Consider the following 18,076-nt stretch of genomic DNA (forward strand, 5'->3'; position numbering starts at 1 on the left):
GAATTTCTCATTATCATCGTGGAACGAATAACCATTTAGTTGGCATTTAGTTGGTATTTCTTTAGAAATAGCCAAACAACACTACCGGAGCTGGCGTGTGGCCTAAACAGTTTCTTTAATTGCTCTGATAAGACACTTTCACCCTGTATAAATTTTTTACTTCTAAAAAGTAATAGCGAAATCTGTGCCAACTTTGAGAAAATGCCAATAACGCCATATTTAGGGGCTTTTGCACTCTGTGAGTATGCACCATAACGGCAATGTTGCACTTTTTTGGTGCCTTCCGCGAGATGTGAAGCACCATTATAGTGCGTCATCATGGTTAAGGGGTCTCTTTGCACCGTGAAAGGGATCACAAAGTAACCATCCTTGAGTTGTTTCGATAAGATCCTTGTGATCTTGTTTAGAACCTCGCTTAATACGTGTACAATAGCGCGCTATTTCTAAATGCCTGAGGCAAAGCTGTGATCGAAAATTTGCGTAACATCGCCATTATTGCCCACGTTGACCATGGTAAAACTACTTTGGTCGACAAGTTGCTCCAACAATCCGGGACTTTCGGAGAGCGTGTAGAAGCAACCGAACGCGTAATGGACTCCAACGATTTGGAGAAAGAGCGTGGGATCACCATCCTCGCTAAAAACACCGCCATTAATTGGAAAGACTACCGCATCAACATCGTGGATACCCCGGGACACGCCGACTTCGGCGGCGAGGTTGAGCGTGTGATGTCAATGGTTGACTCGGTGCTGCTGGTTGTGGATGCAATGGATGGCCCAATGCCGCAAACCCGTTTCGTGACCAAAAAAGCCTTCGCTAATGGTCTGAAACCGATCGTGGTAATCAACAAGGTTGACCGTCCTGGCGCACGTCCTGACTGGGTTGTGGATCAGGTCTTCGACCTGTTCGTTAACCTCGACGCGACCGACGAGCAACTCGACTTCCCAATTATCTTCGCATCTGCCCTGTTGGGTATCGCGGGTACCGACCATAACGATATGGCCGCAGACATGACCCCGCTGTATCAGGCAATCGTAGACCATGTTGAAGCACCTAAAGTTGACCGTGATGGTCCACTGCAGATGCAGATTTCTCAACTGGACTACAACAACTACGTTGGCGTTATCGGCATCGGCCGTATCAAACGCGGTGTGGTTAAGCCTAACCAGCAAGTCACTATCATCGATAGCGAAGGCAAAACCCGTAACGGTAAAGTTGCTAAAGTACTGGGCCACATGGGTCTGGAACGTATCGAAACTCAACTGGCTGAAGCTGGTGACATCATTGCAATCACTGGTTTGGGTGAGTTAAATATCTCCGATACCGTTTGTGATGTGCAAAATGTTGAAGCATTGCCACCGTTATCTGTTGATGAACCAACGGTAACTATGTACTTCTGCGTAAACACCTCTCCGTTCTGTGGTAAAGAAGGCAAGTATGTGACTTCACGTCAAATCCTTGACCGTCTTAACAAAGAACTGGTGCACAACGTGGCACTGCGCGTTGAAGAAACTGAAGATGCTGATGCGTTCCGCGTATCCGGCCGTGGTGAGCTTCACCTGTCAGTTCTGATCGAAAACATGCGTCGTGAAGGTTTCGAAATCGCTGTTTCCCGTCCAAAAGTTATCAACAAGATGATTGATGGTCGTAAACAAGAGCCATTCGAAAACGTAACGCTGGATATCGAAGAACAGCACCAGGGTTCAGTCATGCAAGCCATGGGTGAGCGTAAGGGCGATGTTAAGGACATGATCCCAGACGGCAAAGGCCGTATTCGTCTGGATTATCTGATCCCAGCACGTGGTCTGATCGGCTTCCGTACTGAATTCATGACCATGACTTCCGGTACTGGCCTGCTGTACTCCACGTTCAGTCACTACGATGACGTCCGTCAGGGCGAAATCGGCCAACGTCAGAATGGCGTACTGGTTTCCAACGGTCAGGGTAAAGCAGTTGCGTTCGCACTGTACAGCCTGCAGGACCGTGGTAAATTGTTCCTGGGCCACGGCGCAGAAGTGTATGAAGGCCAGATCATCGGTATTCACTCACGTTCGAATGACCTGACCGTGAACTGCCTGACCGGTAAAAAGCTGACTAACATGCGTGCATCAGGTACTGATGAAGCGACAACTCTGGTTCCTGCTATCAAAATGTCTCTGGAGCAAGCTCTGGAATTCATTGATGATGACGAACTGGTTGAAGTCACTCCTCAGTCTGTCCGTATCCGTAAACGTCACCTGACCGAGAACGACCGTAAACGTGCAAGCCGTGGCCCTAAAGAAGCTTAAGTTTCTTCCACGCTAACCGTTTTCAATAAAACAGGATGCCTTCAGGTATCCTGTTTTTTTTTACACTTTTTTCTGACACTTCCCTGCTGCCTGATATTTCCGTCTCTGTTCATGTGTACCTTTTCCCGCTAAAGTTAATCATCATCTTCGAAATCAGGAGCGTGCAATGCTGTACATTTTTGATATGGGTAACGTCATTATTGATATCGACTTCAAACGTGTCCTCGGCGTCTGGAGCAATCTCAGCGGTACGCCTCTGGCGACGTTGATCGAGCGATTCTCTATGGGCGAAGTGTTTCAGAAACACGAACGGGGCGAAATCAGCGACGAAGATTTTGCCGCAGAGCTTTGTGATGAGATGGGCATTGCGCTGAGTTTTGAACAGTTCAGTTTAGGCTGGCAGTCGGTGTTTGTTGGCCTGAGGCCTGAGGTTATCGCTGTATTCAAGACATTGCGCGAGCAGGGGCACCGGGTCGTTGTACTGTCAAACACTAACCGACTGCATCTCAATCACTGGCCTGAACATTATCCTGAGATCGAAGCCAATACTGATGCGCTCTACCTTTCACAAGATTTGGGAATGCGTAAGCCGGAGCCACGGATTTTCGAGCACGTCCTTAACAAAGAGGGTGTTAACGCGAGTCAGGCCGTTTTCTTTGATGATGTTATCGAAAACGTAGAAGCGGCAAGGTTGATGGGCATTGAAGCCGTTCTGGTAGAAGACAATAACACCGTACCGGCCTGGTTTTCCTGAGTGGAGCTTGAATGAGAACAGCGTGGCATCGTGTTAAAACGGGTTGGCATTTTGTACGCCTGTTACTTAAGCGCGCGGATAAAGATGGCCTCACGCTGTTGGCGGGCCATCTTGCCTATGTTTCCCTGCTTTCATTGGTCCCGCTGATCGCCGTGGTCTTTTCTTTGTTTGCGCTGTTTCCGGTATTCTCAGAGATTAGCGCTCAGTTAAAAACTTTTATTTTCAATAACTTCATACCCTCTACCGGCGATGTTATTCAGCGCTATCTTGAGCAGTTCGTTGCTAACTCCAGCAAAATGACGGCGGTTGGTACCTGCGGGCTGATAGTCACCGCGTTGTTGCTCATCGCCTCCGTTGACAGCGTGCTGAACAAAATCTGGAACAGTAAAAATAAAAGGCCAATCGTCTTTTCATTTGCTGTTTACTGGATGGTGTTAACGCTCGGGCCGATACTGCTGGTGGCCAGCGTGGCGATAAGTTCCTATTTACTGTCCCTGAATTGGCTGAGCATCAATGGGGTTCATTCAGTCATCGACCACATGCTGCGCATTCTCCCATTACTCATTTCGTGGATCTCCTTCTGGTTGATTTATCAGGTCGTCCCGACCGTTCGCGTTCCGCCCCTGGACGCGTTAATGGGAGCTTTGGTGGCGGGATCGTTATTTGAACTGGGTAAAAAAGTTTTCGCACTCTATGTCCAACTCTTCCCGTCCTATCAACTGATTTATGGTGTGCTGGCGGTGATCCCGATCTTATTCCTCTGGGTATATGTGAGCTGGTGTATTGTGCTTTTGGGAGCAGAGATCACCGTAACGCTTGGGGAATATCGTTCCTTGCGTAAGCTCCAGTCTGCTGACGCGGCTTCGTTAACCGATAAAGAGCCATAACTCGAAAAGTCTGAAGGATTTTTATGATTGCATTGATTCAGCGGGTTTTAAGTGCCCGCGTCACTGTTGAGGGCGAGATCTGTGGGGAAATTGGCACCGGATTGCTGGTTTTGTTGGGCGTCGAGCAGGGCGATGATGAGCAGAAAGCCAAAAAATTGTGCGATAAGATGATCGGATACCGTATCTTCGGTGATGAAAACGACAAGATGAACCTTAATGTTCAGCAAGCGGGCGGTAGTCTGTTAGTTGTCTCCCAGTTTACGCTGGTGGCTGATACGAAAAAAGGTAACCGCCCTGGTTTTTCGCGGGGCGCCGCGCCGCAGGAAGCTGAACGACTCTATGATTATTTTTGTGGAGAGTGCCGCGAAAAGGGGATAACGACCCAAACCGGGCGCTTTGCTGCTGATATGAAAGTGGCACTGGTCAATGACGGACCGGTGACCTTCTGGCTACAAGTCTGAATGTAAAGGCATTACGCCGGAGAGAACCTATCTATGTACCATTTGAGAGTTCCTGTTACAGAAAAAGAGCTGGCTGCTTATTACTCATTTCGTTGGGAGATGTTGCGTAAACCTTTGCGTCAGCCGGAAGGTTCAGAGCGTGATGCCTATGACGCGATGGCACATCATCAGATGGTGGTCGATGAGAGCGGAAAAACCGTGGCGGTTGGCCGTTTATATATCAATGCCGACAATGAGGCCTCTATCCGCTTTCTGGCCGTCGACCCGAATGTACAGGCAAAGGGGTTAGGTACGCTGGTGGCGATGACCCTGGAGTCCGTGGCGCGGCAGGAAGGGGTGAAGCGTGTAGTGTGTAGTGCGCGTGAAGATGCCATGGCGTTCTTTGCCAAACTGGGCTTCTTGAACCAGGGCGAAATTACGACGCCACAATCCACGCCAGTGCGCCATTTTCTGATGATCAAACCGGTTGCAACACTGGATGACATTCTGCATCGCCCAGACTGGTGCGGGCAGTTACAACAGGCCTGGTACGACCATATACCGCTGAGTGAGAAAATGGGTGTGCGTATCAGCCAATATACCGGGCGGCGTTTCGTGACAACCATGCCGGAAAATGGCAATCAGAACCCTCACCATACCCTGTTTGCCGGAAGCTTGTTTTCGCTGGCGACGCTCACCGGATGGGGGTTGATCTGGCTGCTGTTGCGCGAACGCCATCTGGGTGGAACTATCATCCTCGCTGACGCACATATCCGTTACAGCGCCCCTGTAACAGGCCGACCGCGCGCGATTGCCGATCTCAGCTCCCTCAGCGGTGATCTGGACCGGCTCGCTAAAGGCCGCCGGGCACGGGTTCAGTTGGAGGTCAGTCTGTTGGGGGATGAAACTACGGGCGCTATCTTTGAAGGCACTTACCTGGTACTTCCGGTAACCCCTGAGGCGCCGCTTGAGCCGAAAATTAACTGATATCTTTAAGCCGTCAATACAGAAGTTACCCCACGTCTTGTGGGTAAAAGCACGAAAGATAAAAAACAAAAGGCACTGCTAAGCGGTGCCTTTTGAGTTTCCAGAGTGAGCCAGTGAAATCTACGGCGTGACAGTACCGGCCACCATGCCTCTATTCATTTGCTGATCCAGCTGTTTTCCATCAGCGGCTAACACGTGCAGTTTACCGTTTAATGTGGGCTGGAAATCAATGTTTGCAGGCATCTGACCTTGCAAATTGAGCTGCATATTGGCGTTGCCTTGTAGGTCAAGATGTGTCCAGCCCCAGTTTTCCAGCACGTTTACCGGAACAGCACGGCCATTCATGCTTATTGAGAAGTTACGTTGCGGTAGTTGGTCAACATGGGCGGTGGCCTCGAGCAGACCCTCTTTGGTAAACGCGCTCAGCTCCGTGAATTTCACCTGACTGTCCGTTGCCTCAAGGGCAAGCGAAGGTCGACGTACATCGACTTTATTGAAGGTAGCAGCACTGGCATTGAGATTGAGTTTGCCCGACCAGATACCCCACTGATGATCCCGCGCAAGCAATAAATCCGTACCGAAGCCATCCAGTGCGGTGAGCTGGAAAGGGAACTGCGGTGAGATATCAATGATCAGGTTGCGGTTGGTCATTAATTTCCCGACGTAAACCTCTGACAACCAGTCCGGTAAGGCTTGCACCCAGAGCTGGCGCCAGTTTTGCGGTAGCGTATATTCGAGTGCCGCAACGGTAAGCTCGTTTAATTGCAGACGATGGCTGTCACGTATCCAGTTGCCGGTTGTGCGCAGCAAGCCACCTTCCCAGCGTGCGCTGACCTGTTTAATGGCAATCCCCTGCGGTGAGAGGTCCAGATTGATAATCGGATCGATGACATGCAGGTTGCCGTTAATCATTTCTGTGGCATTCAGTGAGATTTCACCGTCTTGGCTCTGCCAGTCACCTTTCTCGAAGCTGACGTCCTTAACGGACAGATCAACATCACTGAACGCCCAGTCCTTACCTTGCAGGCGGGCATCAATCAAATCAAAACGCTTAACAACGACCTTCGGCTGCTGGTTTAAGTCTTGCAAGAATGCCGACAGCGGCTGTGATGTTTGTAACCGCACATTGCTTAGCCGCACGTTGTCTACTGCCCAGCTACCATCAGGCGCACGGCTGGCTTTACCTGTCAGTTGCCCCCGAGCCAGGTCGCCGCCAAAGTTACTCAGCGTAAGCTGGTTATTATTGATCTGACCTTGCACCAGCACGTTCTCTGCGGGAATGCCATTGATGCTCAAAAATGCAGCGCTAAGCTGGAATTCCGTATTCTCACCCAGCAGATGACCGGCCTTTGGCTGCCATGGATAAATGCCAGCATTTATCTGTTGGCCGTCGACCACCCAGCTATCGGCATCACCTGTGAGTGCCATTTTACTTAGCTGGAGTGTGTTCGCCTGAATAGGGATATTTAATGTGGAAGGATTGAGACTGAGCTGCCCGCTAACTAATACGATACGGTCAAAGAAACGGGGTTCGGTTATCTGGCGCCAACTCAAATCCAGATTTACCTGGGCGGCATTTAGAACATCGGGCTGATTTTTCTGCCCCAGTTTCACGCGGTTCAGCGTTATGCGGCCAGGGTTGGACCAGGTATGATCAATTTTTTCGACTGAGAGGCGGTAATTGCTGTTATTGCTCATCCACTGGCTAAGCTGGCCTGCGGCCCAGCGAGTCTGCAACACGACATAAAGCAGTACAAATGCCAGCACCAACAGTAGAAGGAGTGTCAGTAAAATTTTGCCGATAAATTTCATCGTCTGAATCCATATCCGTCGGGAAAGGGGAAAGAATACTCTGTTTATGCCGTAAACAGCGGCCTTTCTCAATAGGTTAGCACGACAGAGGCAATAAAATGCGGCGAGGGTTCCGGACCTTTCGTCGCATTTGCCGGGGTTACAGCGGAAGTTTATTTTTCGTGAGGAAAAATGAGGTTCAACACAATGGCTGTGATACCTCCGGCCGCGATTCCAGATGAAAGCAGGGTTTTGAGCCAGTCAGGTGCAAATTGCAGGATCAGGGGTTGCTGTGAAACGCCCATCCCGACGGCCAGTGATAATGCCATGATCATAATTGCACGACGATTAAGGCGTTCACGCGACACAATGCGTACGCCTGAGGCGGCGATGGTACCGAACATCACAATGGTCGCGCCACCCAATACCGGCTCCGGAATGTGCTGAACCAATCCTGCCACCGCGGGAAACAGACCAAGGACGATCAGCATCAGTGCAACCACGAAACCCACATAACGACTGGCAACGCCGGTCAGCTGAATGACACCATTGTTCTGGCCGAAGCAGGAATTAGGGAAGGTGTTAAATACTGCCGAAAGCATTGAGTTCAATCCATTCGCCAGCACACCACCTTTAATACGTTTCATATAGAGCGGGCCACTTACCGGCTGCTCGGAGACATCCGAGGTCGCGGTGATATCACCAATCGTCTCAAGCGAGGTCACCATGAAAATCAACATCAGTGGAATAAGCAGATTCCAGTCAAAACCCAGCCCGTAATACAGCGGGGTTGGCAGCGTTATCCAGTGGGTCTGTGTTACGGGTGTAGTGGTGGGCAGCATTCCCATCATCCATGCAGCCAGATAACCTACCGCCATCGCGATCACCAGCGATGCGACGCGCAGATAAGCATTTTTCTGCCGGTTGAGCAGAATGATCACCACAAGAACTATCGCAGCGAGTATCAGATTTTTGGGCGCACCAAAGCTATGGTCACTCATGGCGGCATAACCGCCACCGATGGAGGTCAGCCCGACCTGAATCAATGACAAGCCGATGATCATCACCACAATACCTGAAACTAACGGGGTAATAATGCGGCGCGCCAGATGCAAGAAACGCGACAGAATAATCTCAGTGCAGGAGGCGACCATTAATGTGCCGAAGAGGGCTGCCATCATGGTTGGAACATCCGCCCCACCATTTTTTAGCGCCATGCCCCCCATGATCAGCGGAGCCACAAAGTTAAAACTGGTGCCCTGAATCGACAGCAGACCTGAACCCACCGGACCCCAGGTTTTAATCTGCAATATAGAAGCCAGCCCTGAAGCGAACAGCGACATGCTGATGATGTGCTGAGTGTCCTGAGCCGGAAGCCCAAGAGCCTGGCAAATCAAGAGGGCGGGAGTGATCACCGCGACAAACATCGCCAGTAAGTGCTGACAGGCCGCAAACAGGGTCTGTGGCAGGGGAGGGCGATCCTCAAGACGATAAATCAATTCACTGTTGGGTGTGCGGGAAAGGTCAGGGCGCTGAGTATCTGGCTCGGCGGATTGCGTACTCATGATTTGGGCATCCATTAAGCTGCAAAGCGGGCATTTTTAATGAAAATAAGAATAAAAGCAATCGTTTGCTTTGTCGGCCTATTCTACCGTTAATTTTAATTTGACAAGCATAACTGGGCTGTTTTTCTTGCGTTGAGTTGGCTATCTGACTTCTAATCCCGTATCTGAAAAATATCAGAGAACTGGGATTATTATAACTTAATAATATTATTGGATTTTTTTAAAATGGAGGACTTGAATGATTCATCTTGATACCTACGGCACGTTAGTTGCCGCAACGCTGGTACTCCTGTTAGGACGTAAATGCGTCCAGACTATTTCAATATTTAAGAAATACACAATTCCAGAACCTGTAGCGGGCGGTTTACTGGTTGCTTTACTGTTGCTGCTGGGCAATCAGTTTTTCAGTTGGGAAGTCACTTTTGATATGTCGCTTAAAGAGCCGCTGATGCTGGCCTTCTTCGCCACCATTGGGCTAAACGCTAATCTTGCCAGTTTGCGTTCCGGCGGCAAATCTCTGTTCTTACTGGTGTTGGTTGTCCTGGGATTATTGCTACTGCAAAATGCGATTGGCATTGGCATGGCAAAATTGCTCGGACTCGACCCGCTGATGGGACTGCTGGCAGGTTCAATAACTTTATCGGGTGGACATGGGACAGGCGCTGCCTGGAGTAAATTATTCAGCGAAAGATACGGCTTTGAAAATGCTACGGAAGTTGCTATGGCCTGTGCAACTTTTGGCTTGGTGCTGGGTGGTATTATTGGCGGGCCGGTTGCACGTTATCTGGTCAGTCACTCCTCAACACCCGACGGTTCGCCGGATGATGCTGTAGACCCGAGTGCGTTTGAGAAGCCAACGATTGGCCGGATGATCACGCCTTTGGTGATGGTGGAAACCATCGCACTCATTGCTATCTGCCTGATGGCCGGCACTCACGTTTCGACTTTCTTACAGGGCTCTGCTTTCGAAATTCCGACCTTTGTTTGTGTGCTTTTTGTCGGGGTTATCCTCAGCAATATGCTGGCATGGCTGGGTTTTTACCGGGTATTTGATCGTGCGGTATCTGTGCTGGGTAACGTCAGTCTGTCACTGTTTCTGGCGATGGCACTGATGAGCCTAAAGCTTTGGGAAATGGCCTCACTGGCATTGCCAATGGTAGCTATTCTGGGCGTACAGGCGATGGCGATGGCGCTGTATGCCATCTTTGTGACTTACCGGGTGATGGGGAAAAACTATGATGCGGCAGTACTGGCTGCGGGGCACTGTGGCTTCGGGCTGGGGGCGACACCAACGGCAATCGCCAATATGCAGGCCATTACCAACCGTTTTGGGCCATCGCATCTGGCCTTTTTAGTGGTGCCAATGGTTGGCGCATTCTTTATTGATATCGCCAACGCGATAGTCATCAAATTATTCTTGTTATTGCCGGTATTCCCTGCCATTGCATGATGAGATTGAGTGCCAGGGAAGGCACATAACAAGGCAAATGAAATCAGGCGTTGGTATACCGTACACGCTCCGGTAACCAGCGTTCGATCAATGCATGGGAGTGTTGGGGGAAGTGCTGTTGCAGATAGCGTGCAATTCGTTGCACTTCTGGGATCATCGCCTGGTCACGCAGTAAATCCGCAACTTTAAATTCGGCGCTGCCCGTCTGGCGCGTTCCCAGTAATTCTCCCGGGCCACGGATCTCTAAATCCTGCTGCGCAATAACAAATCCGTCATTACTGTCTCGCAGGACCTGCAAACGTTTTTGTGCTGTTTTGCTAAGTGGCGTTTTATATAACAGGACGCAGTGTGAAGCGATGGCACCGCGCCCGACACGGCCACGCAGTTGGTGCAACTGAGCAAGCCCGAGACGTTCCGGATTTTCGATGATCATCAGGCTGGCATTTGGTACATCCACGCCCACTTCTATTACCGTGGTGGCGACCAGTAACTGTACTTCACCCTGTTTGAAGGCTTGCATCACTGCCAGTTTTTCCTGAGCCTTCATCCGGCCATGAACCAAACCGATTTTAAGTTCAGGCAGGGCAACTTTCAGCCCTTCCCAGGTCGCTTCCGCTGCCTGAGCTTCCAGCATTTCCGACTCTTCGATAAGTGTACAGACCCAGTAAGCCTGACGATTCTCCTGCTCACAGGCGCTCTTCACTCTGGCGATAATATCGCTGCGGCGGGTGTCAGGGATCGCGACGGTGGTCACCGGCGTTCTGCCTGGTGGCAGTTCATCAATCACGGAGGTATCAAGGTCGGCATAGGCCGTCATGGCCAGTGTTCGCGGGATCGGCGTTGCCGTCATAATTAACTGATGTGGGTGGAAACCTTGTTGTTTTCCCTTCTCCCATAATGCCAGGCGCTGGTGGACGCCAAACCGGTGTTGTTCATCGATAATCACCAGAGCAAGTGAGGAAAAAAGAACTTGTTCCTGAAAAATGGCATGTGTACCCACCACCATAGAAACCTGACCACTGGCAATCGCCTCTTGTTGTGCCTGTCGTGCTTTGCCTTTTTGCTTACCGGCCAACCAACCGACCTGTATGCCTAGCGGTTCAAACCACTGACGGAAGTTATTCGCATGCTGCTCTGCCAGAAGTTCGGTAGGCGCCATCAGACCGACCTGCTTACCCTGTGCAATAGCGCACAGTGCGGCTAATGCGGCAACCAGCGTCTTGCCTGAACCCACATCCCCCTGGACCAGACGCATCATCGGATAGTTTTTGGCCAGATCCTGTTCTATTTCGGCCACAACTCGCTGCTGTGCACCGGTCGGACTGAACGGCAGCAATGCTAAGAACGAGTCCTTAAGGCGGTCATCGTGCTGTAGTGGTAGCGCTTTATAGCTTTGAGTGCCAGCGCGTACGGCCAGCATACTCAGATTATGTGCCAGCAGCTCTTCCATGATCAGTCTGCGTTGCGCCGGATGTTGGCCCTTTTCAAGATCAGCAAGCTGAATATCAGGAGGTGGGCGGTGCAATAGATGCAGGGCTTTGGGCAGTGAAATGAGCGACTGACTCAGTTCTTCTGGAAGAAGTTCTGCGATAGGGACGGTATCAAGCAGTGCGAGCGCCTGATCGGTCAGCTTGCGCAGCGTCGCCTGGCGTATCCCTTCGGTGGTGGGGTAGACCGGCGTTAAAGACTCCTGCAGAACAACTTCACTATTTTCTCCCTGAATACGATATTCCGGGTGAATTATCTCTGCTCCCAGCGTTCCGCGTTTGATCTCGCCATAGGCGGTCACACGACGCCCGGTTGCCAGACTGTTTTTCATCGCGGCATTGAAGTTGAAGAAGCGTAACGTAACGATACCTGTGCCGTCACTGATCTGGCAGGTCATCATGCGGCGGCGGCCAAAACTGATATCACTACGCAGCACTTCGCCTTCTACTGTGGCGAAAATACCAGGCAGCAAATCATTGATAGCGTAGAGACGTGTGCGATCTTCATAACGCAGAGGGAGGTGGAGCAGGAGATCCTGAATAGTTTCGAGGCCGAGTTTTGCGAGCTTCTCTGCCTGACTGGCTCCAACGCCTGAAAGTGACGTGAGCGGGATGGCGTCGAGCAGGCGGCCCTTCATCTTTTAACCGTCATTTGCATAGCGGCCCACCACAGGTCATCAGCAATAATTTGCCCGGTTTCATCGATCAAGGGACGGGGTAATTTTTTGCGTTTTGCCACATTTGACAATACTGGATAGCCGCCATCAAACAGCAGCCGTTGTTGCTCTTTCTGGCTAAGAGGGCTTATCTGACGTTGATACATCCCGGCATTCTCGCGCTGGCGCTGTGCTTCATACAAAATGAGTGCAGATGCCACGGAGACGTTGAGCGACTGAACCATACCGGCCATGGGAATAACAATATCGCTGTCAGCCAGTGCCAGTGCTTCAAGTGTAATACCGGTCTTTTCTTGTCCGAGTAAAATACAGGTAGGACGGGTGTAATCGATGGTGCGAAAGTCGACAGCTTTGTCAGACAGATGCGTTGCGAGTATCTGCATGCCTTTCGCCTTCATTTTGGCAACGGCATCCTGAATCGTTTGATGTGTTTTGACTTGAACCCAGCTGTTACTGCCGGCCGCCGAAGAGACTAAAGTACGCATGCGGCTTGAAGGCCAGATGGCATGAACCTCATGAACACCAACGGCGTCAGCTGTGCGAATGACAGCAGCAATGTTATGCGGTTTGTGCACTTCTTCCATGCAAACCGTCAGGTCAGGTTGCCGGGCTGCGAGCATTTCACAGATGCGCGCATAACGCTCAGGTGTCATAACATTTAGTTTCGGTTACGGCTGACTTTAATGACATCCGGCATGATACGAATTTTCCGCATGATATTTGCCAGATGTACACGGTCGCGGGTGGTCAGGCGAATAAAGGCGCTGTAAACACGGCCGTCTTTCTCTTCAGTACTCAGGCTCTGAATATTAGACTGTGCTGCGTTAATCGCTGCCGTTAAATTCGCCAGCGCGCCTTGATGATTGAACATGTCGACTTTAATTTCAGCGATAAACTCTTGATCCGTCTCTTGGTCATCCCAGTCGACCGCCATGAATTTTTCAGGCTCTTTCTGATAGCCGCGGATATTACGGCAGGACTCGTGGTGAACAACCAGACCTTTGCCTGGGCTGATGTGGGCAATAATCGGGTCACCAGGAATAGGGCGGCAACATTTGGCAAAAGTGATCAGCACGCCATCTGCACCTTTAATGGGCAGATTACGCGTTCCGCTGGTTGCCATGGACGATTGGTCACCCATCAGATTTTTGGCGACAACTATGCTCATGGCATTTCCCAGACCAATTTCTGCCAGCAGGTCATCCATGCTGGCGAGCTTCATGCGGTCCAGTTCATTCTTGATATTTTCTGGTGGAAGATCCGATATTTTCTTGCCACTGCCCAAGGCATGATTGAGTAAACGACGCCCAAGAGAAACGGAGTCATCACGTTTTAGATTCTTGAGCATCTGGCGAATTTTGGCACGTGCGCGTGAGCTCACTACAAAATTAAGCCAGGCCGCATTCGGACGGGCGCCCGGCGCGGTAATTATTTCGATAGTCTGACCGCTGGTCAGTGGCTGCGACAGCGGATAAGGCTGGCGGTCAACGCGTGCACCGACGCAGGCATGACCGATGTCAGTGTGCACGGCGTAAGCGAAGTCTACAGGTGTGGCACCGGCCGGCAGTTCAACAATACGGCCTTCCGGCGTGAAGACGTAGATTTCATCCGGGAACAGGTCGGACTTAACGCTCTCGATAAATTCGAATGAGTTCCCTGCGCTTTGTTGCAGCTCCAGTAAACTTTGTAACCAACGCTGCGCGCGAATTTGCGCCGTCGTGCTGTTCTCGCCATTCTCTTTATAGGCCCAATGCGCGGCAACCCCCATTTCTGCCATCTGATCCATGTCTTCAGTACGTATTTGAACCTCTACCGGAACGCCGTGCGGCCCGATAAGGGAGGTGTGCAGAGACTGATAGCCGTTGGCTTTTGGAATGGCAATATAATCTTTAACTCTGCCCGGGCGTGGTTTATACAAGCTGTGAGCCTGACCCAATACGCGATAGCAGGTGTCGAGTTCTTTAACGATGACCCGGAAAGCGTAGATATCCATGATTGAATGGAAACGTTGCTCTTTTAAGTGCATCTTGCAGTAAATCGAATAGAGGTGTTTTTCCCGGCCACTGACCCGGCACTGAATTCCTGCCTCGGTTAGACGCCCCTCGATTTCAGAAAGAATCTTATGGATCATTTCCTTACGGTTACCACGCGCGGCTTTCACCACTTCTTTAATGACGCGATAACGGTTCGGATAGAGTGCTTCAAAACCCAGCTCTTCAAGCTCGATTTTCAAGTGGTGAATACCCAAACGGTGTGCCAACGGGCTGTAAATTTCCAGCGTTTCACGAGCAATTCGGCGGCGCTTATCCGGGCGTAAAGATCCCAGAGTGCGCATATTATGGGTACGGTCGGCGAGTTTGATCAAAATGACGCGGATGTCTTGCACCATTGCCATGATCATCTTGCGGAAATTCTCTGCCTGGGCTTCTTTCTTATCGCGAAATTTCAACTTGTCCAGCTTCGAAACACCTTCAACCAGTTCGGCCACGCTTTTGCCGAACAGTTGTTCCATATCCTGATATGTTGCAGGCGTGTCTTCAATAACGTCGTGTAATAACGCCGCCATCAGAGTCTCGTGGTCGAGCCTCATTTCAGCCAAAATACAGGCTACCGCGACCGGGTGAGTAATATAGGGCTCACCGCTGGAGCGAGTCTGCCCCTCGTGCGCGTCCCGCGCAACGAGGTAAGCCTGCACTAGGCGCTTAATTTGCTCCTCCGGCAGGTATTTTTGAATCAGTTGATTCAGGCTTTCAAAGATGTACAAGTGAGATCCGTTTCGTTAATTAACGACGGCCTTCAGCGATAGCAGTAACTGCCTGAATCTCTGCGGCTTCCTGCTCTTGCTGCTCCTGACGATCGCGAACATCAAGGATCTTATTTGTGATAAGGCCTTCTTCGATTTCGCGCAGGGCGATAACGGTAACTTTATCGTTTTCTTCAGCGACCAGCGGATCTTTACCACCGGATTGAAGCTGGCGTGCGCGGCGAGCAGCCACCAACACCAGGTCAAAACGATTACCAATTTTTTCTACAGCGTCTTGAACAGTTACGCGTGCCATATTATGTGCTACTCCACAGGGTGACGAAAGACTGGGCATAATACTGAAAGTGACTTCAGTCTGCCAATAGTTTGGTGATTAATCCTTCATGACGAAGCTTTTGACGGCTCAGACGAAGACGTTCGGCGCGAATAATGGTTTTTAAATCCGACAGGGCCAGATTAAAATCATCATTCACAATTAAATAGTCGTACTCAGCAAAGTGCTTCATTTCAGCAACGGCTTGCGCCATGCGTTTTGCTATGACTTCTTCACTGTCCTGACCACGGCCACGCAGACGGCGGTCAAGTTCGTCTTTCGACGGCGGCAGCACGAAGATACTGCGTGCCTGCGGCATTTTTTTCCGGATTTGCTGAGCACCCTGCCAGTCAATATCCAAAAACACGTCAACGCCCGAGGCTAAAACCTGCTCTATAGTTTCACGCGAGGTGCCGTAATAGTTACCAAAAACTTCCGCATGTTCCAGGAACGCGTCGTTTTCAATCATCCCGCAAAACTCTTCTTTAGAGACGAAGAAATAGTGATCGCCATGTGTCTCACCCGGACGTACTGCGCGGGTCGTATGTGAAACAGAAACTTGGGTATCGTAAAGCGGTTGTGTTTTCAACAAAGCCTGAATCAGACTTGATTTACCTGCTCCACTCGGTGCGGAAACAATATATAACGTGCCTTGGACCATGATGAAATTTCAACTGAATAGGTTGATGGGAATCTTGCGAAGAGTGATCTTCCGCACAGTATACACGCTAGCCGCTTCCGGTGCAGCGTTCAGACGTATTTCATCGTACCTGAGAACGTTATCACAGTGCAGGAGGTCATTTTCTCGCGTTACCTTCCAAAAATTCTTCTTATTGCTGCAACATCTATTAATGACAGGAATGCCGACTGCATCCTTCATACAAGCGGCTGGAAGAACCCGATGATTCAGCGTTTACTTGTCCTCCACAAGGAGGTGCCCAATGCGCCATATATTCAAGATGTTGCTGCTGTTATTGATTCATTCCTCTTGCCAGGCTGCGGATTGCCCGGACTGGCCACAGTCGCGTTTAAATGAGGAAACTCAAACCTTGGCTAAGCAGCTAGCGCAATGGGACGGTATTTATCATCAACAGGGTCAAAGCCCGATAGACGATGAGTCATATGACAGTCTGCGTCTCAAAGAACGGTTTTGGCTGCAATGTGCCAAACAACCTGACTATGAGCCGAATCCTCCCCGTGTGATTGCATCAACCCGTCAGACTTTGGTGGTGCATCCGATTGCTCACACCGGTCTGAAGAAAATGCGGGATAAAGTTGCTTTGGTAAACTGGATGCATGGGCGCGAGGACCTGTGGGTTCAACCCAAAATTGATGGTGTTGCGGTTTCACTTATCTACCGTGAAGGCAAGCTGGTGGCGTTACTCAGTCGTGGAGATGGTAAGTTTGGTCAGGACTGGACGGATAAAGCGCCCTTCATTGCCGCAATTCCAGCCTCTATTGATGACAAGCGCGGGCTTCTAGTTTTGCAGGGTGAGCTCTATCTGATGATGACCGGACATCAACAAAAGCTGGCGGGGGGCATGAATGCCCGTTCGAAAGTTGCGGGTGCTCTCATACGGCATTCTCCATCTGAACTCTTAAAACAGCTAGGTTTGTTCATTTGGTCCTGGCCCGATGGTCCACAAATTATGGAAAGTCGTCTGCCAGAGCTAACCCGCCTGGGTTTCGCGCAAACCGAAGTGTTCACCAAGAAAGTGGCCTCAGTGAATGATGTGGCTAAATGGCGCGAAGCATGGTTCAGCTTACGGCTGCCTTTTGTCACCGATGGTGTGGTGATCCGCCAGAGTGAGGAACCCGCCGGGAAGTACTGGAAAAACAATACGGCAGACTGGGCTGTTGCCTGGAAATATCCGCCCGTCACAGCATCTACAGAAGTCACTGGCATCGAAACGACATTGGGGCGGCGAGGAAAGATAACTGTCTTGCTCCATCTGAAGGAGATCAAAATCGATGACAAAAATGTTAGCAAAGTCAGTATTGGCTCTCTGGCGCGTCTTAACAAGTGGGATGTTGTCCCTGGCGATCAAGTTGTCATCGCCCTTGCCGGGCAAGGGATCCCGAGGTTAGACAGGGTTATTTGGCGCGTGAAAGACCGGACGTTACCCACTTTACCACAACCCCAAGATCACTCATCGCTTACCTGTTTTTTGCCTACTCCGGGCTGTCAGCAGCAATTTCTCTCCAGGCTTATCTGGCTAAGCGGACCCGAAGGACTGAACATGACGGGCCTTGGCGGTGCCACATGGCGCTCGTTGATTCAGCAGCAAAACGTCAGAAACATGGTCGATTGGTTGCAGTTGACGCCTGAGCTACTGAGTTCCGTTCCGGGTATTAGCCCCAAAATAGCGCAGAAGATTTTTGCGCAGTTGCAGCTGTCACGACAAAAAACATTCAGGCAGTGGCTCTCAGCCATTGGCTTCCCGGCATTTGCGGTCAATGAAGCGGCGACTTATAGAAACTGGTCCCGGGTCAAAGACGTCACGCCATCTCAGTGGCGGCGTTCGACGGGTATAGGTGAGCGGCGGGTGGCTGACATTCTGGATTTCATAGGACACCCACAGGTAAAGGCGCTGACTCAGTTGTTAAGAGAGGAAAATGTACCCGCGTTTGTTGAGGCCAGCCCGTCAGGGATTGATGAATAAAGTGTGGGCA

The 18,076-nt window shown here is 50.6% G+C and carries 15 protein-coding genes; 7 read left to right on the forward strand and 8 right to left on the reverse strand.

Features of this window, described 5'->3' with window-relative positions:
* Window positions 1–35: 35 nt before the first annotated feature.
* On the reverse strand, window positions 36–320 hold the full coding sequence (locus ACMV8I_RS17580) for a hypothetical protein (RefSeq protein ID WP_498866493.1): 285 nt from the start codon (window positions 318–320) through the stop codon (window positions 36–38).
* Window positions 321–464: 144 nt separating this feature from the next.
* Between ACMV8I_RS17580 and typA the strand changes: the two genes are divergently transcribed.
* From typA to fabY, 5 genes are all read left to right on the forward strand, one after another.
* Window positions 465–2,288, forward strand: coding sequence for a ribosome-dependent GTPase TypA (typA, locus tag ACMV8I_RS17585; RefSeq protein ID WP_498866494.1), 1,824 nt, complete (start codon window positions 465–467; stop codon window positions 2,286–2,288).
* 166 nt (window positions 2,289–2,454) lie between these two features.
* Window positions 2,455–3,042 carry a glucose-1-phosphatase gene (gene yihX, locus ACMV8I_RS17590; protein ID WP_498866495.1) on the forward strand — a complete coding sequence of 196 codons (588 nt, stop codon included), beginning with the start codon at window positions 2,455–2,457 and terminating at the stop codon, window positions 3,040–3,042.
* An 11-nt stretch (window positions 3,043–3,053) separates the two neighbouring features.
* Window positions 3,054–3,929, forward strand: coding sequence for a virulence factor BrkB family protein (locus ACMV8I_RS17595; RefSeq protein WP_498866496.1), 876 nt, complete (start codon window positions 3,054–3,056; stop codon window positions 3,927–3,929).
* A 23-nt stretch (window positions 3,930–3,952) separates the two neighbouring features.
* Window positions 3,953–4,390: a D-aminoacyl-tRNA deacylase gene (dtd, locus tag ACMV8I_RS17600; RefSeq protein WP_498866497.1), complete on the forward strand. Its 438-nt coding sequence runs from the start codon at window positions 3,953–3,955 to the stop codon at window positions 4,388–4,390.
* Window positions 4,391–4,423: 33 nt separating this feature from the next.
* Window positions 4,424–5,356: a fatty acid biosynthesis protein FabY gene (gene fabY / locus ACMV8I_RS17605; protein WP_498866498.1), complete on the forward strand. Its 933-nt coding sequence runs from the start codon at window positions 4,424–4,426 to the stop codon at window positions 5,354–5,356.
* A 120-nt stretch (window positions 5,357–5,476) separates the two neighbouring features.
* Here the strand turns inward: fabY and ACMV8I_RS17610 are convergent, their stop codons facing one another.
* On the reverse strand, window positions 5,477–7,168 hold the full coding sequence (locus ACMV8I_RS17610; RefSeq protein ID WP_498866499.1) for an AsmA family protein: 1,692 nt from the start codon (window positions 7,166–7,168) through the stop codon (window positions 5,477–5,479).
* Between the two features lie 152 nt (window positions 7,169–7,320).
* Window positions 7,321–8,712 (reverse strand): uracil-xanthine permease family protein, encoded by a 1,392-nt coding sequence (locus tag ACMV8I_RS17615; protein ID WP_498866500.1) that lies wholly within the window; start codon window positions 8,710–8,712, stop codon window positions 7,321–7,323.
* 238 nt (window positions 8,713–8,950) lie between these two features.
* On the opposite strand from ACMV8I_RS17615, the gene gltS reads away from it, so the two are divergent.
* Window positions 8,951–10,162 carry a sodium/glutamate symporter gene (gene gltS, locus ACMV8I_RS17620; protein ID WP_498866501.1) on the forward strand — a complete coding sequence of 404 codons (1,212 nt, stop codon included), beginning with the start codon at window positions 8,951–8,953 and terminating at the stop codon, window positions 10,160–10,162.
* Between the two features lie 43 nt (window positions 10,163–10,205).
* On the opposite strand, the gene recG is transcribed toward gltS, so the two are convergent.
* The 5 genes from recG to gmk are packed head-to-tail and all read right to left on the reverse strand — an operon-like array spanning window position 10,206 to window position 16,064.
* Window positions 10,206–12,287, reverse strand: coding sequence for an ATP-dependent DNA helicase RecG (gene recG, locus ACMV8I_RS17625; RefSeq protein ID WP_498866502.1), 2,082 nt, complete (start codon window positions 12,285–12,287; stop codon window positions 10,206–10,208).
* The gene (trmH, locus tag ACMV8I_RS17630; protein ID WP_498866503.1) at window positions 12,284–12,979 is read right to left on the reverse strand and encodes a tRNA (guanosine(18)-2'-O)-methyltransferase TrmH; all 696 of its coding nucleotides are present in this window, start codon (window positions 12,977–12,979) and stop codon (window positions 12,284–12,286) included. Before trmH ends, recG begins: the two co-directional genes overlap by 4 nt.
* A gap of 5 nt (window positions 12,980–12,984) precedes the next feature.
* The gene (gene spoT / locus ACMV8I_RS17635; RefSeq protein ID WP_498866504.1) at window positions 12,985–15,090 is read right to left on the reverse strand and encodes a bifunctional GTP diphosphokinase/guanosine-3',5'-bis pyrophosphate 3'-pyrophosphohydrolase; all 2,106 of its coding nucleotides are present in this window, start codon (window positions 15,088–15,090) and stop codon (window positions 12,985–12,987) included.
* Between the two features lie 19 nt (window positions 15,091–15,109).
* Complete coding sequence (gene rpoZ / locus ACMV8I_RS17640; protein WP_056777549.1) at window positions 15,110–15,385, reverse strand: DNA-directed RNA polymerase subunit omega; 276 nt, start codon at window positions 15,383–15,385, stop codon at window positions 15,110–15,112.
* 55 nt (window positions 15,386–15,440) lie between these two features.
* A complete protein-coding gene (gmk, locus tag ACMV8I_RS17645; RefSeq protein ID WP_498866505.1) occupies window positions 15,441–16,064 on the reverse strand; it encodes a guanylate kinase in 624 nt (207 codons plus the stop codon).
* Window positions 16,065–16,344: 280 nt separating this feature from the next.
* Between gmk and ligB the strand changes: the two genes are divergently transcribed.
* Window positions 16,345–18,066 carry an NAD-dependent DNA ligase LigB gene (gene ligB, locus ACMV8I_RS17650; RefSeq protein ID WP_498866506.1) on the forward strand — a complete coding sequence of 574 codons (1,722 nt, stop codon included), beginning with the start codon at window positions 16,345–16,347 and terminating at the stop codon, window positions 18,064–18,066.
* The last annotated feature ends 10 nt before the right edge of the window (window positions 18,067–18,076 follow it).

Source organism: Ewingella sp. S1.OA.A_B6, from assembly GCF_049889095.1.
GTDB lineage: Bacteria > Pseudomonadota > Gammaproteobacteria > Enterobacterales > Enterobacteriaceae > Ewingella.

Excerpts from the sequence above, each read along its gene's own strand:
- yihX (WP_498866495.1), top strand. The coding sequence starts at position 2,455 with ATGCTGTACATTTTTGATATGGGTAACGTCATTATTGATATCGACTTC.
- ACMV8I_RS17595 (WP_498866496.1), top strand. The coding sequence starts at position 3,054 with ATGAGAACAGCGTGGCATCGTGTTAAAACGGGTTGGCATTTTGTACGC.
- recG (WP_498866502.1), bottom strand. The coding sequence starts at position 12,287 with ATGAAGGGCCGCCTGCTCGACGCCATCCCGCTCACGTCACTTTCAGGC.
- dtd (WP_498866497.1), top strand. The coding sequence starts at position 3,953 with ATGATTGCATTGATTCAGCGGGTTTTAAGTGCCCGCGTCACTGTTGAG.
- gmk (WP_498866505.1), bottom strand. The coding sequence starts at position 16,064 with ATGGTCCAAGGCACGTTATATATTGTTTCCGCACCGAGTGGAGCAGGT.
- trmH (WP_498866503.1), bottom strand. The coding sequence starts at position 12,979 with ATGACACCTGAGCGTTATGCGCGCATCTGTGAAATGCTCGCAGCCCGG.
- rpoZ (WP_056777549.1), bottom strand. The coding sequence starts at position 15,385 with ATGGCACGCGTAACTGTTCAAGACGCTGTAGAAAAAATTGGTAATCGT.
- ACMV8I_RS17610 (WP_498866499.1), bottom strand. The coding sequence starts at position 7,168 with ATGAAATTTATCGGCAAAATTTTACTGACACTCCTTCTACTGTTGGTG.
- ACMV8I_RS17615 (WP_498866500.1), bottom strand. The coding sequence starts at position 8,712 with ATGAGTACGCAATCCGCCGAGCCAGATACTCAGCGCCCTGACCTTTCC.
- fabY (WP_498866498.1), top strand. The coding sequence starts at position 4,424 with ATGTACCATTTGAGAGTTCCTGTTACAGAAAAAGAGCTGGCTGCTTAT.
- gltS (WP_498866501.1), top strand. The coding sequence starts at position 8,951 with ATGATTCATCTTGATACCTACGGCACGTTAGTTGCCGCAACGCTGGTA.
- ACMV8I_RS17580 (WP_498866493.1), bottom strand. The coding sequence starts at position 320 with ATGATGACGCACTATAATGGTGCTTCACATCTCGCGGAAGGCACCAAA.
- ligB (WP_498866506.1), top strand. The coding sequence starts at position 16,345 with ATGCGCCATATATTCAAGATGTTGCTGCTGTTATTGATTCATTCCTCT.